We start from the raw sequence: 14823 nt of genomic DNA on the forward strand, positions 1-14823 counted from the left end.
AACAAAAAATCCTTACTTTTGGAAGTAAGGACAATATTGGATAACTGACAATTATTTTTAACCCCTAACTGTCAGATAAAGTCGTGGCTATTACAGTTTATTGGTAAAACAGAATTTCAATATTTTAATGGTGTCTCAACGAATCCACTATTTTTATTTAACAAAAATTCGTACTCTACTTTAGACATTCATGCTGAATCACATTCTGCAGATTCACAATCATCAGGTATTGTTTCTATGAATTCTAATAATAATAACTCCTCTTCTCCTATGGCTTCAGGAGATTATATTGGGTATTCTAAAGTTGTTAAAACTGAAAAAGATGCGCAAAATAATATTAATAGTTCAATTGAAAGAAACTATTCCAACATCCCAGACTTCCATTATTTTTTCCAAGAGGGTGTTATTCCAATTAATATGCCTTCCACTAAATCTCCCAATTCAACAGAAAATGGGAAAGTCTTAAGTGAAGTTGTTTATGACTCTTCAATGAATAAAATACAACAAACAGATAATACCTATTCAGAAGTTTATTCTAATGTTTATTATGGTACTTCATTAAGCAGAAATTCAAGATCAGTATGGAATTTTGTTTCCGTAAACAGCTCTTTAATACCACAACAGCATGGTGTAACAGTCTTGGGTTATTATCCAATCTTTTCTAAAGAAAGTTTATTAACTCAATCTATAAAAAAAGAGTATTTAAATAATAAGATTTTTACTACTCAAACTAGCTTTGGATATAATACTTACAATAATTTAAAAGAAGAATCTACTACTTTGCCTAATGGAGAAGTAGATAGAGTTTATCTGTCGTATGCCTTGGATTTATATCAGTTGAATTTATACAATGCTAATATGCATTCTATTCCCTTGCAAAAAGTTATTTATCGAAATCAAGATTATTCGGCTTTCAGGACTAAATATGATGATACTTCTCATTTAAATCCTACATCTGTTCAGGAAACAAGCCAAGTTCAGCCTCCTAACTATATCGCTGAAGCTAAAACAGTAATAAACTATACTCTTTATGACAATAAAGGAAACTTACTTGAATATACGGACGGTCAAAATATTCCGACAACCATTGTATGGGGATATAATCAAACTCTTCCAATTGCCAAAATAGTGGGTGCATTTTATTCATCTATTAGTCAATTTTTGCAGGATATTATTAATAAATCTAATCTTGATACTGATACAACAAGTGAACAAACATTAATTGATGCATTAGATGAACTAAGAAAAAAACCAGAAATGAGTAATTATCAAATTACTACTTATACTCATAACCCTTTGGTTGGTGTGACAAGTATTACACCACCGTCTGGAATTAGAGAAACATATATCTACGATTCATCTAATCGTTTGAAACAGGTAATTGATAGTAATGGAAAAATTTTAAAAGAAAATGAGTATAACTACAAACATTAAAAATACAATAGACATGAAAAAAATATTAATTCCTTTTAATATATTGTTTGTAGCAGTTTTATTTCATGCACAAACAACAACAGAAAATTATATACAAACTAGAACTTATTTAGAACCAGTTACCTCTGGAAGTTCTACAGCAAAACAAATTCAAACTGTTCAATATTTTGATGGATTAGGTAGACCTAAACAGGTAGTAAATGTAAAAGCGAGCCCATCAGGGAGAGACGTTGTTACTCATATTGAATATGATGGCTTTGGAAGACAGGTAAAGGAGTTTCTTCCCGTTCCGCAATCACAATCTTTAAACGGAGCTATTATTCCAGATCCCTTGACAAATGCTACTCAACCCGATATTTATGGCGCAGAAAAAATATATTCAGAAAAGATTTTGGAAAGTTCCCCGATAGATAAAATATTACAACAAAAACAAGTTGGAAATGCTTGGGATAATAAACCTATACAATTTACCTATGATCTTAACATCGATGGAGAGGTAAAGAATTATACCGTAATTACTGTTTGGACTAATAAAACAACAGTAAACACTATAAGTCTTACGGGTACATATAATTCTAATCAGCTATATAAAAATACAGTAACCGATGAAGATGGCAATGCCACAATCGAATTTAAAAATGGAAGAGGACAAACAATTCTCGTTCGCAAAAATGACGGAACTAAAAATGTAGACACCTATTATGTTTATGATAATTATCAGAACTTGGCTTATGTCATTCCTCCCTTGGCTTCAGCATCCTCAACTATTGATCAAACTGTACTGGATAATTTATGTTATCAATATCGCTATGATATTTGGGATAGGCTGATTGAAAAGAAACTTCCAGGAAAAGGTTGGGAGTATATGCTGTATGACAAGCAGGATAGACTTGTAGCAACCCAGGATACTGAACTGAAAAATAAAGGACAATGGTTGTACACCAAATACGACCAGTTTGGAAGAGTTGCCATTACGGGAATTGGAACAGGATACCAGAGAAGTGTGGAGCAGACAACAGTCGACACTTATACATCTAATAATGTTAACAGATTAGCCAGTCCTTTATTTAACAGACAGGGAATGGATGTTTATTACGGAAACCAGGACAGTACATATCCCAATTCAACGAAATGGGTGACTTTATTATCCTTACATTATTATGACTCATATCCTCAATACAGCTTCAATCCTGCTTTTCCTTCAACTATTTTAGGAGAACCAACATTAACCGAAACACCCACAACGGAAGGATTAAGTACCAAAAGCCTTCCTGTAATGAGTTTGGTTAAAAACATTGAAGACGACAACTGGACAAAAAGCTACAGCTATTACGACAAAAAAGGAAGAGCAATAGGAACATACTCCATCAACCATTTGGGTGGATATACCAAAACGGAATCTAAACTGGATTTTGCCGGAGTGGCTTTACAGACAAAAACCTACCACAAAAGGCTCAGCACGGATACCGAAAGAATCATTACTGAAAATTTTGAATATGATGCTCAGAACAGATTAAAGAAACATTATCATCAGGTAGACAGCCAGCCGCAGGAATTGTTGACTGAAAATTCTTATAATGAATTGTCCCAACTAACCAACAAAAAGGTTGGAAACAATCTGCAAAGTATTGATTATGCTTATAACATCAGAGGCTGGATGACCAAAATAAATGATCCGGCGAATTTAGCAGGTAAGTTATTTGGATATAAAATAAAATATAATGAGGTGGAAGGATTACAAACTCCTAACAGCGATTATCCTGGCTTACAGGTAAAACCAAGATACAATGGAAACATTGCTGAAGTAGATTGGAAAACCGCTACTGACCCTAATGATTATTTAAGAAGATATGGTTATGTTTATGATGGTTTAAACAGGCTCTCTGCCGGATTTTACCAAAGAGAAGATAATCCTTCTGCCCAAGAATATTTTGAGAAAATAGATTATGATCTCAACGGAAATATTTTGAATTTAAAAAGATCAGCAGCAAAAGGAGCCAATACTGTAGCTTCACTTATTGATAATCTTACATATACGTACGCAAGAAGCAACAGGCTAAATACTGTTACAGACTCATCTACTGACTATAGAGGGTATCCCGATACATCAGGAGGGACAATAGGCTATAATGACAACGGAAGTATGACCAGTCAGCCGGATAAAGGAATATTACAGATTGATTATAATGTTCTTAATCTTCCGAAATATATTAAGTTCAATCAGTTCATTGAGGGAAGAGGTGGTGCAGTTTATGTAAACTCTACCTACAGTTACAGAGCAGACGGATCCAAAACAGGCAAAGTATACACCTATAAAGATCCGCTGATTAGTAATGCTTTAGCCACCACCACAACAGATTATCTTGATGGTTTCCAATATGAAGCAAAATCGGGAGGAATGGGAGCAACTCCTGTTACCTTACAATTTGTTCCAACAGCTGAAGGGTATTATAATTTTGAAAATAATAAGTATATTTACAGCTATACAGACCATTTGGGAAATGTACGCTTAAGCTACTTTAAAAACACATCTGGCAGCGCAGAAGTTCTTGAAGAAAACAATTACTATCCTTTTGGGATGAAGCATGAAGGCTATAATAATGCTTTGGTTGGAAACCCTGCATATAAATATCAGTATAATGGTAAAGAATATCAAACAGAAACTGGATGGAATGATTATGGTGCAAGGATGTATATGAGTGATATTGGCAGATGGGGTGTTGTTGATCCACTGGCGGAGAAGATGAGAAGGTATAGCCCATATAATTATGCTTTTAATAACCCTTTGAGATTTATTGACCCCGATGGGAGAGCACCACTTGATGACCATTTTAATAAAAACGGGCGTTTTATGTATAGAGATGATAAAAAAACCAATAATATCATTGTACATACGGATCAGGGAAATGCTAAATTATCACAATTAGATTACAGTAAAAAAGGCACAAGAATGGCTGTAAGTAATATAATTGCCCATTATGCAACCCAAAAGGGATTAACTGGATATTATGGAGTAAGTACTAAAATAAAAAACGAAGATACAGGAGCCGTAACGTCTGGACGTAGTAATAATGTATTTTATAACTCTAAACAACTTGCAAAAGGAAGTTATAACAATTTATATGATTTAAGAAATACCTTAGATCATGAAGCAGGAAAAGATGGGCATAAAAATGAAAATAAGAATGGTGAATATACATTTCTTGCGCATGCAAAAGTTTATTTAGGACAGTCTAAAACATCTGACTACGAAAATTCTACTGAAGCAAATCAATATTCTGTTGCTTTTGGCTTTGCACAAAGGTTGTGGAATGCTTATAAAAAAGATGAAATTTCATGGGAAGGTATGGATCCTTATTTAGAAGACTTTAATAGAAATAATACAGGTGGCGTTCAAATATCTACTATCGGAGGGTATGAAGGTGATCCAATGGAAGTTGTTATTAAAAATGACACAAAGCAGTCTATAGCAAAACCAGTTAAAAAAATGACAAATCCACATGATTAAATTTTTAAAATATTTATTTGTCGCAATTGTGTTGACAAGTTGTTCAAGTCCAAGTGATAAAATAAAAAATGTTATTTTATATCAAGACAGTATAGGCTATTGGAATTACGAATGGCCTAGAGAGAGAGCAGAGTTTTATGGCTTTACTTTCAAGTTTTTTAAAGATAATAAGCTTTCCAAATATTCTTATTCGAAAGTTAAAAATAGAAGGTGGCCATTTTCGGATGAAGGCATAGATCAAAGATTGGAATGGGGCATTGCTGATGATTCCATATTAACACTTATGAATTATAATTCACAAATTAAAGTTACGAAATATAATAAGGATACAATTTGGCTTTATGATAAAAAAGATAAGGAAAACTCAATGCTTATTAAAGTTAAAGGAGATTTAAATATCGAAAAATAATTTAATATTGATTGACCACTGCTTGATGCAGTGGTTTATATGTCTATGTTGGAATCATTATTAAATGACACAGAGCAGTCAATAGCAAACCAGTTAAAAAAATGACAAATCCACATGATTAAGTTTTTAAAATATTTATTTGTCACATTTGCATTGACAAGTTGTTTAAGTCCTAGTGATAAAATAAAAGATGTTATTTTATATCAAGACAGTATAGGCTATTGGAATTACGAATGGCCTAGAGAAAGAGCCGATTTTTACGGTTTTACTTTTAAGTTTGGCAAAGATGGTAGTATTTCCAAATATTCATTTGATAAGATTGAAGATAGAAGAACTTTATTTTCAGATTATGGAATAGAACCGAGATTAAAATGGGGTGTTGCTAATGATTCTATATTTACAATTATGAATTACAATTCACAAATTAAAATTATGAGGTATAATAAGAACACAATTTGGATGTATGATAAAGAAAGAAAAAGATCTACCATGTTAATTAAGGTTAAAGGAGATTTGAATATCGAAAAATAATTTAATATTAATAGACCACGGCTTAATGCAGTGGTCTATTAATATTAAAATCATCTAAGAAATATAAGGATAAGTTATACAGAGCAGTAAAAACTGGAAATCTTGAGATAACAGATAATAATGATTATTATCCTTTTGGTATGAACCATATGAAAACGGGGGGGGGGGGTGCCTACTTTGGTGCCGGAAAATATCAGAATTATAAGTACAATGGTAAAGAACTGCAGGAAACAGGGATGGGCGATTACGGATCCAGAATGTATATGGCTGATATTGATAGATGGGGAGTTGTTGATCCACTGGCGGAAAAAATGAAAAGACATAGTCCTTATAATTATGCTTTTAATAATCCAATAAGATTTATTGATCCTGATGGAAGACAAGGAAAAGATATTTTAATACCATATGGAACTGATCCAAAAGATGTGCCTAGTATTGTTTCTAATCTTCAGAAATTAATAAGAGATAAATTAATGACGATGAAAGGAGTTAATGGAAATATTTATGTTTTCATTGATAAATTTCAGAAAGATGGTAAATACGACGCTGGAACTCAATACTCATTTTTGTTAAGCCCTAAAAGTCTAGAAATAACCTTAAATGATTTTGCGGGATATTATAATATTACTAGGTATAATGAAAAAGATTGGAGAAAATAACTTAGTCGTGTTTGTGTCACGTTTCAGAAGTGTTGGTTTTTATTATTAATAGGACTCAACATAGAAAATTTTAAATGAAAATAAGAAAAATAGGCAATCTAAAATGGTTGCCTGTTTATTTTTGGAATAAAAAGAATTTGAAATAATAAGTATATTTACAGCTATACAGACCATTTGGGAAATGTACGCTTAAGCTACTTTAAAAACTCATCTGGCAGCGCAGAAGTTCTTGAAGAAAACAATTATTATCCTTTCGGATTGAAACATGAAGGATATAATGCCTTATCCGGAAATCCTGCTTATAAATATCAATACAATGGCAAGGAACTGCAGGAAAATGGCATGTATGATTACGGCGCAAGGTTTTATATGGCAGATATCGGACGATGGGGTGTCGTAGATCCGCTCGCGGAGAAATCAACAAGGTTTAGTACAAGGAGAGTATCTAGGAAAAGAAGGTAAGTTTAATGTAACCTATGGCGATGAAACAATAGGTAAGGTTGCTCTTTATAAAGATGGAGGATGGTTAAATATGTCTGCTTCAGATCCTGATGATTTTGAAATTCATAATGCTGATGACGATAGCAGTACCAGAAGCCAATATTTTACAAATTATCTTAGTCCTGAAAAGAATTGGGGGGTACAGGTTTTAGATAAACCTTTTACTATTGGATTTGGTGGAGAAGCTACTGTTGGAGCAGGAGTGGGATTTGAAGTCGGCTATTTTAGTGGAAATTATGACAGTGGTCTATATATTAATTTATACAAATCTTATGGATTAAACGCAGGGGCAGGATTTGCTTATAATGAATATACAACAAAAAATGGATATGATCCTCTAACAGCTTCAAATATGAATGGTAAATATTGGAATGCTTCAGGTGGAGTTGGGCCTATTTCTGGAAATTACGGTGAAACCGCATTAAATGATAAAAAACAGAATGTTTCTATGGGAGGTGCAAGTTTATCGTCTGATATTTGGAATTTTTTAAAAAGACCTAAGGTATCTGCAGGAGGCAGTGTACAGTTTGGTACAACATATTCATCAAGACTTAAAAAATTTGGAAACTAATGGCAAAATTTAAAAATATTGCAGGATTCGTAGGATTTATCCTTTTTATTATTGGGTATTTTTTATACAAAGATTATCAAAAAAAAGAACCCCAAAGAAGAATAGAGTCTAACTTAAATGTTAGTTTTCAGGGTAAAATTGATAGTTTGTATATCGACTCTCAAAATCATGGATGGTTAATAATTATTTTATCTAACAGACAAATATTAAGATTCAATGGCTCCGACAAATATATATATCAAAAAAATGATAGTATAGTAAAGAATAAGGGAAAAGACAGTATCTATCTTTATAGAAATGGAGAGGTAAAAACCTACAAATACTAGATATAAAAGAAAAGCACCATTCTCGCGGATTTGTAATCCGTGAGCAACAATAAAGAACCCACCGCAATTGCGGTGGGTTTTGTGTTATAATTCAACGACATTTTATTAGAGGTCTTCAAATTTTTAGCAGTAAGTATTATTTTTTATGTTAATAAATTTTGCGGAAAGAATTAATATATTTACAAGTACAAAGATCATTTAGGAAACGTAAGGGTAAGCTATAAAAAGGGCGAAGGAGGATTTGCTGAAATTACCGATCAGAATGACTATTATCCTTTTGGGATGAATATTCCAAGGGAAGAGAAGGCGATTTTTGGAACAAATAGTTTGTATAATTACAAGTATAACGGAAAGGAATTGCAAGAGACAGGCATGTATGATTATGGGGCGAGATTTTATATGCCTGACCTTGGAAGATGGGGTGTTGTTGATCCACTAGCGGAGAAGATGACTAGACATAGTCCTTATAATTATGCTTTTAATAATCCTTTGAGCTTTATAGATCCCGATGGAAGGGAAGGCACTGGATGGATTAAGTCAGTTGTTGATGGGCAAACATCTTGGACATATGATAAAGATGTTCATTCATTACAGGATGCTAAGGATAAAAAATATACGGGAGTTCAGGAATATCAAGATGCCTTAACAATAACTGGAATAAGTAATGGACAACAAAATTATCAATATACTTTAGATACTTCAGGTGTCGTTACCGACTCTAGTGGTAACTTAATGGCAGAATCTTTCAAAACTGGTGCAGGAACTAACATCGGGGTTAATCCTGATAGTTCGATGTTGTTTTCTATTAGGAATATGCCTTCTATAGGATTAGGAGGAATGGGTGGTGAAATAAAATTCAGCCAAATATATGGGGTAGGATATTCAATAGCAATTGGTTATGTTTCTGCGGATGGCAATAATGGAAGTTCTTTTTATGTAACACCATCTTTTGGTGTTGGGTACGATGTTGGTCCTTCCTTTAGCTTATATTCCGTTAATCAACCAGCAGGACACGATTTTAAAATTGGAGACTTCCAAGGACAAGGAATGAGCTATGGAGTATCTGCATTTTTCTTAAATGGCTCTTATGGGGGCTCAGATTATAACGGAAGTTTTCAGTTTAGTGATACGAATCCAAGTAATTTTGGTTTAAGTAAACAAGGTGCGAAAGGTTATACTACTACAGGTGGTGGAATTAATCCGTTTGGATTTGGCGCATCTTATCAGTATGGAAAAACTCATTTGTTTTGGACTACACCAGCTAAGAAATAAAAAAAAAATTAAATGAAAAAGAGTAATGTGATAATGATTTTAATTGCGTTTGTAGGTTTTATTATTTTATTTACATACTATAATTCTGAAAAAACAGAAACATCTGATTTTTTTAAATCAGATGAAGAGCTTTTTATGAAGAGTTTTTTACCAATAGAAATGAATAAAGAAAAGTATTTGGGAGAAGTTGCAGATAGTTCTAATCATATGAATGCATATATGAATTTTGGGAATGTTTGCTTACCTATGTTAGATCAATGGAAAGATAAAATAAGAATTGGAGATTATGTTTCTAAAAAGAAAGATAGTTTATCACTTTTTATACAAGGAAAAACCAAAAAGTATTATTTACATTTTGATAGTAAAAATTTTGATGGTGCCCCATTGCCTTGTAATTGTTCTAAATTAAGTAAAAATTTTTAAAACAATAAAAGTAAAGCCACTCATTGAGTGGCTTTGTTTATTTAACGTAAGCGTGTTTATTTTTAACATCACGGATAAGAGCATCAAGGGTTAAAAAAATGTAATCCTTGTCTTTTTCTGTAAGTTTGGTAACTTCCTGCAGTTTTTGATATCGAGGATTTTGGAGACGATATTTTTTTCCAAAAGAACATCTGTAGAACCTACAAGATAATCCAAAGAAATCTCCAAAACTTCCGCCAGTTGTATAACCACCTCGATAGACGGTTTTACTTCCTCACGTTCATATCTTCCGATGACAGCACCGTGAACATTTACCAATTTACCCACTTCGTCCTGCGACATCTTTTTATCTTTTCTTACCTCTGTAAGACGCTTACCAAAAGTTATAGACTTCATAAAATAATCCACAGTTAGAAAATTAATTGTATATCTTGTCAAAATAAAAACCAACTCAAATGAGTTGGTTTTTTATAAATATTTTTAGGTTAAATCAAATTCTTTGAACACGAAAACCCTACTCCTTAATCAACTGCTCAAAAGAAGTCGATCCATCTTTCAGCGTGATTTCAAAATAATAATTTCCGGATTTCAGATCAGAAACATTGATTTCATTTCCATTCATTTTTACTGATCTTACTTTTCTTCCTGTAGATTCAAAAATATCAACTAATTTAATTTTATCAGCATTTTTGAAGCTTACGGTTTCTTTGGCAGGGTTAGGATAAAGAACTATTTTTTTACTTTCTGCTGCTACATCATTTGTCGCTAATACTGTAGCAAAGGTTCCATTTGTAACAGCCGTATTCGCAGCTCCTCCATGTGGTGATATCGATAAACCTGCGGAATTTGTAATAACACATTTCGTGGTAATACTATTGGCTGTAGCATAATTAAACTGATAATCATTAGCTCCATCTGCCGTTGTCAAATTACGTTCATAAGACATTGAAACTGTTCCGGCAGATATCGAAGGTGCATTTATTACTGTCCAATCCTGGGTATCTGAATTATAAACTCCAATACCGCCAAGATTCCTGTCATTAAATCCAACATCACTATATGTTAAAGCATCTGTAGGAGCTCCGGACATACCCGAATTGGCTGCACTTCTAAAAGTAAATCCAAACCATCTGTCAGAAGGCCCTGTTAAATCTAATCTCACTTTGTTCGTGGTATTGTTTAAAGTAATATTAGCCGTTACCGATCTTGTGCCGACCGTACACGTCATAACTCCTGTAGATTTTAGTTGAGAAGTTCCCCAAAATCCTACAATTAATAGTAAAGAAGATAATACTTGTTTCATACTTAATTTTTTAATAAGTTAATAATTTCGTGATTTTTAGAGAAGATGGCATATTCAAAAGCTGTTTTTCCTTGCTTATCTGCCAAGTCTTTATTTGCTTTATATTCTAGTAGTATTTTTACCAAATCTTTGTCCTGAAGCTGAACTGCATAAATTAAGGGAGTCACCCCATTACTATCTGCAAGATTGGCGTTGGCACCATTTGCCAGTAATTTCTGAGTGAGTTCTTTGTTACTTTTAAAAACCGAAGCAGTAAGTGCAGATCCCTGAGCACTACCATAATTAATATCTTTCACATTATCCATCAAAAACTTAGCCACTTCCACGTTGCCTCTGTAGCATGCCAGAATCAGTGGTGAGAAGCCTTGGTCATTGGTTTGATTGATAATATCCGGGTTCTGTTTCATCAGTTCTTTTACTTCAGTTACAGTACCGGTTCTGGCAATATCAAAAATAGATTTTGCTTTTTCCTGAGCAGAAACAAATCCAAAACTCAGAAAAAGACTCATCATTAGAATCAGATTTTTCATTGTTTTGAAAGGACATAATTATATTGAACATTTACACTTTCTGCGATCTTTTTGGTTACCATTTTAGGAATCTTTACATTATGATCTGCAGGTCTTGCAACAAATCCTCCGGTCATATAGATCTTTCCGTCTTTGGCGTAGATCGTTGCGGTTGAAGTATACGCTTTTTCAACACCATGGAAATTCAGAGTTCCCTGAACCGTATATTTCTGGGGACTTGCAGAAAGTTTATTTTTATCAAAATTCACAACTTTTCCCGTAAAGGTCGTTTTTGGATATTTTGCAGTTTCAGCATAACTTTCGTTGAAGTGCTCTTCCATCAATTTTGTTTTAAAATGGAAATTTTTAACTACAGAAACCGAAGCAAAATCCCCGGTATCAGCATTAATGACAGCCACATTGTTGTCATCCTGTGCATACACATCTTCAAATAAAGGTACAGATGCTTCGAACGTTACTTTTCCTGTTTTAGACATATATTTTTGAGCTAAAGCAAGGTTGGTAAAAAGCAACGAAACAATGAGTAATACTAGCTTTTTCATATTAATTCTTTTTAATTTTCGATAAGCCCGTCGGCTTTCCATTTGGTGAAAATATTGATTTGTGATGGTGATAATGCTCCGCCTTGAGGCATTTTCAGAGGATCTCCGTTGGGTCTTTGTATCCTGTCTAAAATATTATCAATGTGAGTTTTCACTTGATCATAGCTTGTCCAGGGCTGGAACGAAGCGGGACCTCCTGCTGAATGGCATCCAATACAATTGGCTTCGATAATGGGTTTCACATCTTTGGTATATGTTACCTGCTCTACAATAGGAGTATTGTCTGAGATCTCTTCATAGGTTCTGCTTTCACAAGCAACCAGTAAAACTGCCGATGAAAATATGTACATTAATTTTTTCATAATTAAAAAACTCTATAAAGATTAAACCCAAAGAAAATCTGTCCTTTTCCCCATCTTCCGGTGGCATTGGTAAGATAACCAATATCTGAGTTGAGCTGGGAATTGGTAAATAAAAGCTGGAAAACGTGTCCCCCGGTTTCTATATCCATCCCCAAAGACAGAGGATTTTTATAAAAACTGTGATTGTCGAAATTCACAAAATACTCTGCGTTGATCGAAATTCTTTTCGATACTTTGTAACGTCCTCCCAAACCTGTCAGGAACTGATTTTTGTCCTCAATGGCAGGGTCGTAAAGGTTTTTGTGAACATAAGAAGGGCTCAGCTGCAAAGAAAAATTGTCGCTGAATCTTCTTGAAATTAAAGCCTGAGTAAGGTAAGAAAGCCTGTCCCCGAACTGTAGATGCGGATAATTGTCTTTGCTAAGGTCTGTATTTACAGCCAAAACATTGTATCCCACGATATCAACTGGGAAGTTTTCACTTTGCTTTACCAGTTTATACTTGGCACCGCCTTCAAAAGTTTTCAGGTTGGTTTCCCGGGAAAGGCTCAATGAAAGCCCGTCGGTAACGCCATAGATAACACCCAATTTCGTTGAAGCATCATCCAGCCCGAAAAAATCTTTGAATCCTTTGCTTACATCCCCAAAACGGTGTGCCACAACGATATACCACTCGTTTTTTGCGGTGAGTTTGGTAGATTGCCCCGTGACAATCTGCAGCGCCTTGAAGGCGGGTTGGGAAGTTTCGGTGTTAGTTTTAATGGTGTCAATATCTTTCAACAGATCCTCCTGAGCAAAGGTGAGACCTGAAGCAAACATCGACAAAAATAAGAGAGTTTTTGTCATACACTTTCAAATTAGAATATTAGTCTCACAAACTTATAGACTTATGCCTGCAAAAACGTGTGATAAAAGTCACCGACTGCATAGTTTTTATCAATCATAATATTAAAACCGTTAAAACAATTATATTAGCCTAGTCTAACATTTTCATTTACAGGTATTTTTATCCCTTCTTTTGTTTGAATAAGCTCGCCTTCATTTTCCACTTTTTTCAATACTCGGCTCACAACTTCCCTGGAAGTTCCCAGATTACTGGCAATTTCGCGGTGTGTAAGCTTAACAGGATTGTTTCCTGTGATCAAAATCTGCTGCTTGATGTAGTTGATCACTCTCTTGTCGAGCCTGTGAAAAACGGCGTCATTCACCATATTCATGATATCAGAGAATCTTTTGTCGTATTCGTAGTAAAAAAGTTTATTAATTTCAGGAAATTTGATCAGCCACTCGTGCACCACAGAAACCGGAATCAGTAATACTTCAGAATCTTCTTCCGCCACAGCATATACCCTGCTTACGCAATCTGTAAAAATGGAAGAAAAAGTCATCAAGCAGCTGTCATTCATCCTTATATAGTAATAAATGAGTTCTCTCCCGTCGTTTAAAGTAAAAACTTTTATGGAACCTTTGATCAAAAAAGGAACAAATTTATTTTTCTGCCCTTCTCTGATAATTTCAGTTTTTGCTTTAATATCAGTAATCACAGCATGTTTGTTGAGCTCTTTTGAAAAATCTTCACCCAAAAAACCGAATTTATTAAGAATAAATTGATTATTTATCATATCCGTTATATCATATCTATAAACAAATATATAAAATTGAAGAATTGATATACCATATTTTTTTATTTATTAAAATGATTTAATGATAAGAAGAGCTTTACCGGAATAATTTTAACAATATGTTTGTCTCAATTTTGTTTACAATTTTTATTTGAAGCTTTTTCCCGCTTTTCTCTGCAATCTTTTTTTTCAAAAAAGGATTTTCGTTTCAATCGGGGCTAGGGTTGCAGTCATTTTCTCAGGATCCGTCATTGCGAGCAAAGCGAAGCAATCTCAAACATCAGTTTTGCAAAGTTTCTCATCCTAAAACCTTTACAACGTCAAAGATTCTAAGCTCGAATTTTTAATTTTCTTTAATCCTATGTTGAGATACTTCCAGCATGACAAACTATGAGCCTCACATGCGAAATACCGTTAGTTATTTTCCTGGCTGAAAGGCACAAAAAAATGCCCCAATCGAAATTGAGGCATTCTTTATTTATGATTAAGAAAAATCTTAAGCGTTTACGTTGTTTCCTCCTAATACGAAAGGCTCAACTTCTTTGATTTCTCCGAATTGTTGCTCATAGTTAGCAATGTTTTGTTGAAGAGCAGAAAGTACTCTTTTAGCGTGAAGTGGAGCAAGGATAACTCTTGATCTTACTTTAGCTTGTTGTACACCCGGCATTAATTGGATGAAATCTACTACGAATTCAGATGGAGAGTGGTTTACCAAAGCCAAGTTAGCATAGATACCAGCAGCTACCATTTCGTTTAATTCGATGTTGATGTTTCCGTCTTGTGGATTTTGATTGTTGTCCATTTTATTGTTTAAAGTTTTAAGTTCAGTGT

General features: G+C 33.8%; 17 protein-coding genes and 1 pseudogene. 10 read left to right on the forward strand and 8 right to left on the reverse strand.

What is annotated here, in order from left to right; translation table 11 throughout:
- The first annotated feature begins 270 nt into the window (after positions 1–270).
- The 10 genes and pseudogenes from BMX24_RS20640 (at position 271) to BMX24_RS20685 (ending at position 9634) form a co-directional block, all read left to right on the forward strand.
- Positions 271–1434 (forward strand): RHS repeat domain-containing protein, encoded by a 1164-nt coding sequence (locus tag BMX24_RS20640; protein ID WP_170835765.1) that lies wholly within the window; start codon positions 271–273, stop codon positions 1432–1434.
- A gap of 13 nt (positions 1435–1447) precedes the next feature.
- Positions 1448–4942 (forward strand): DUF6443 domain-containing protein, encoded by a 3495-nt coding sequence (locus tag BMX24_RS20645; protein WP_170835766.1) that lies wholly within the window; start codon positions 1448–1450, stop codon positions 4940–4942.
- The gene (locus BMX24_RS20650; protein ID WP_089796294.1) at positions 4935–5351 is read left to right on the forward strand and encodes a hypothetical protein; all 417 of its coding nucleotides are present in this window, start codon (positions 4935–4937) and stop codon (positions 5349–5351) included. The genes BMX24_RS20645 and BMX24_RS20650 overlap by 8 nt, the downstream gene beginning before the upstream one ends.
- Positions 5352–5465: 114 nt before the next feature.
- On the forward strand, positions 5466–5882 hold the full coding sequence (locus BMX24_RS20655) for a hypothetical protein (RefSeq protein ID WP_089796296.1): 417 nt from the start codon (positions 5466–5468) through the stop codon (positions 5880–5882).
- A 149-nt stretch (positions 5883–6031) separates the two neighbouring features.
- Complete coding sequence (locus tag BMX24_RS20660; RefSeq protein ID WP_262485651.1) at positions 6032–6541, forward strand: RHS repeat domain-containing protein; 510 nt, start codon at positions 6032–6034, stop codon at positions 6539–6541.
- 144 nt (positions 6542–6685) lie between these two features.
- Positions 6686–6973 (forward strand): annotated as a pseudogene (locus BMX24_RS20665) (RHS repeat-associated core domain-containing protein); the annotation flags it as partial.
- A 100-nt stretch (positions 6974–7073) separates the two neighbouring features.
- A complete protein-coding gene (locus BMX24_RS20670; RefSeq protein ID WP_089796302.1) occupies positions 7074–7613 on the forward strand; it encodes a hypothetical protein in 540 nt (179 codons plus the stop codon).
- Positions 7613–7939: a hypothetical protein gene (locus tag BMX24_RS20675; protein ID WP_089796304.1), complete on the forward strand. Its 327-nt coding sequence runs from the start codon at positions 7613–7615 to the stop codon at positions 7937–7939. The genes BMX24_RS20670 and BMX24_RS20675 overlap by 1 nt, the downstream gene beginning before the upstream one ends.
- A gap of 249 nt (positions 7940–8188) precedes the next feature.
- Entirely contained in the window at positions 8189–9211 is a 1023-nt protein-coding gene (locus BMX24_RS21540) for an RHS repeat-associated core domain-containing protein (RefSeq protein WP_394332548.1), read from the forward strand.
- A 12-nt stretch (positions 9212–9223) separates the two neighbouring features.
- Complete coding sequence (locus BMX24_RS20685; protein ID WP_089796308.1) at positions 9224–9634, forward strand: hypothetical protein; 411 nt, start codon at positions 9224–9226, stop codon at positions 9632–9634.
- A 90-nt stretch (positions 9635–9724) separates the two neighbouring features.
- Here BMX24_RS20685 and BMX24_RS20690 read toward each other — a convergent pair whose 3' ends face one another.
- The 8 genes from BMX24_RS20690 to BMX24_RS20725 all read right to left on the reverse strand — a co-directional run bounded on the left by BMX24_RS20690 (position 9725) and on the right by BMX24_RS20725 (position 14794).
- The gene (locus BMX24_RS20690; RefSeq protein ID WP_228404950.1) at positions 9725–10030 is read right to left on the reverse strand and encodes a helix-turn-helix domain-containing protein; all 306 of its coding nucleotides are present in this window, start codon (positions 10028–10030) and stop codon (positions 9725–9727) included.
- 118 nt (positions 10031–10148) lie between these two features.
- Positions 10149–10937 carry a T9SS type A sorting domain-containing protein gene (locus BMX24_RS20695; protein ID WP_089796310.1) on the reverse strand — a complete coding sequence of 263 codons (789 nt, stop codon included), beginning with the start codon at positions 10935–10937 and terminating at the stop codon, positions 10149–10151.
- Between the two features lie 2 nt (positions 10938–10939).
- The gene (locus tag BMX24_RS20700) at positions 10940–11449 is read right to left on the reverse strand and encodes an ankyrin repeat domain-containing protein (RefSeq protein WP_228404952.1); all 510 of its coding nucleotides are present in this window, start codon (positions 11447–11449) and stop codon (positions 10940–10942) included.
- Between the two features lie 14 nt (positions 11450–11463).
- Positions 11464–12009: a YceI family protein gene (locus tag BMX24_RS20705; RefSeq protein WP_089796374.1), complete on the reverse strand. Its 546-nt coding sequence runs from the start codon at positions 12007–12009 to the stop codon at positions 11464–11466.
- A gap of 11 nt (positions 12010–12020) precedes the next feature.
- Positions 12021–12371 (reverse strand): c-type cytochrome, encoded by a 351-nt coding sequence (locus BMX24_RS20710; RefSeq protein WP_089796314.1) that lies wholly within the window; start codon positions 12369–12371, stop codon positions 12021–12023.
- A 2-nt stretch (positions 12372–12373) separates the two neighbouring features.
- Positions 12374–13216, reverse strand: a complete 843-nt coding sequence (locus BMX24_RS20715) for a DUF5777 family beta-barrel protein (RefSeq protein ID WP_089796316.1) — start codon at positions 13214–13216, stop codon at positions 12374–12376.
- A gap of 125 nt (positions 13217–13341) precedes the next feature.
- On the reverse strand, positions 13342–13992 hold the full coding sequence (locus BMX24_RS20720) for a Crp/Fnr family transcriptional regulator (protein WP_089796318.1): 651 nt from the start codon (positions 13990–13992) through the stop codon (positions 13342–13344).
- Positions 13993–14488: 496 nt separating this feature from the next.
- Positions 14489–14794 (reverse strand): DUF3467 domain-containing protein, encoded by a 306-nt coding sequence (locus BMX24_RS20725; RefSeq protein WP_029295596.1) that lies wholly within the window; start codon positions 14792–14794, stop codon positions 14489–14491.
- Positions 14795–14823: the final 29 nt, after the last annotated feature.

This window comes from Chryseobacterium wanjuense (genome assembly GCF_900111495.1).
Classification (GTDB): Bacteria; Bacteroidota; Bacteroidia; order Flavobacteriales; family Weeksellaceae; genus Chryseobacterium; species Chryseobacterium wanjuense.

Excerpts from the sequence above, each read along its gene's own strand:
- BMX24_RS20650 (WP_089796294.1), top strand. The coding sequence starts at position 4,935 with ATGATTAAATTTTTAAAATATTTATTTGTCGCAATTGTGTTGACAAGT.
- BMX24_RS20660 (WP_262485651.1), top strand. The coding sequence starts at position 6,032 with ATGAAAACGGGGGGGGGGGGTGCCTACTTTGGTGCCGGAAAATATCAG.
- BMX24_RS20710 (WP_089796314.1), bottom strand. The coding sequence starts at position 12,371 with ATGAAAAAATTAATGTACATATTTTCATCGGCAGTTTTACTGGTTGCT.
- BMX24_RS20670 (WP_089796302.1), top strand. The coding sequence starts at position 7,074 with ATGTCTGCTTCAGATCCTGATGATTTTGAAATTCATAATGCTGATGAC.
- BMX24_RS20695 (WP_089796310.1), bottom strand. The coding sequence starts at position 10,937 with ATGAAACAAGTATTATCTTCTTTACTATTAATTGTAGGATTTTGGGGA.
- BMX24_RS20640 (WP_170835765.1), top strand. The coding sequence starts at position 271 with ATGGCTTCAGGAGATTATATTGGGTATTCTAAAGTTGTTAAAACTGAA.
- BMX24_RS20725 (WP_029295596.1), bottom strand. The coding sequence starts at position 14,794 with ATGGACAACAATCAAAATCCACAAGACGGAAACATCAACATCGAATTA.
- BMX24_RS20690 (WP_228404950.1), bottom strand. The coding sequence starts at position 10,030 with ATGAAGTCTATAACTTTTGGTAAGCGTCTTACAGAGGTAAGAAAAGAT.
- BMX24_RS20645 (WP_170835766.1), top strand. The coding sequence starts at position 1,448 with ATGAAAAAAATATTAATTCCTTTTAATATATTGTTTGTAGCAGTTTTA.
- BMX24_RS20715 (WP_089796316.1), bottom strand. The coding sequence starts at position 13,216 with ATGACAAAAACTCTCTTATTTTTGTCGATGTTTGCTTCAGGTCTCACC.
- BMX24_RS20700 (WP_228404952.1), bottom strand. The coding sequence starts at position 11,449 with ATGATGAGTCTTTTTCTGAGTTTTGGATTTGTTTCTGCTCAGGAAAAA.
- BMX24_RS20705 (WP_089796374.1), bottom strand. The coding sequence starts at position 12,009 with ATGAAAAAGCTAGTATTACTCATTGTTTCGTTGCTTTTTACCAACCTT.
- BMX24_RS20685 (WP_089796308.1), top strand. The coding sequence starts at position 9,224 with ATGAAAAAGAGTAATGTGATAATGATTTTAATTGCGTTTGTAGGTTTT.
- BMX24_RS20720 (WP_089796318.1), bottom strand. The coding sequence starts at position 13,992 with ATGATAAATAATCAATTTATTCTTAATAAATTCGGTTTTTTGGGTGAA.
- BMX24_RS20655 (WP_089796296.1), top strand. The coding sequence starts at position 5,466 with ATGATTAAGTTTTTAAAATATTTATTTGTCACATTTGCATTGACAAGT.
- BMX24_RS20675 (WP_089796304.1), top strand. The coding sequence starts at position 7,613 with ATGGCAAAATTTAAAAATATTGCAGGATTCGTAGGATTTATCCTTTTT.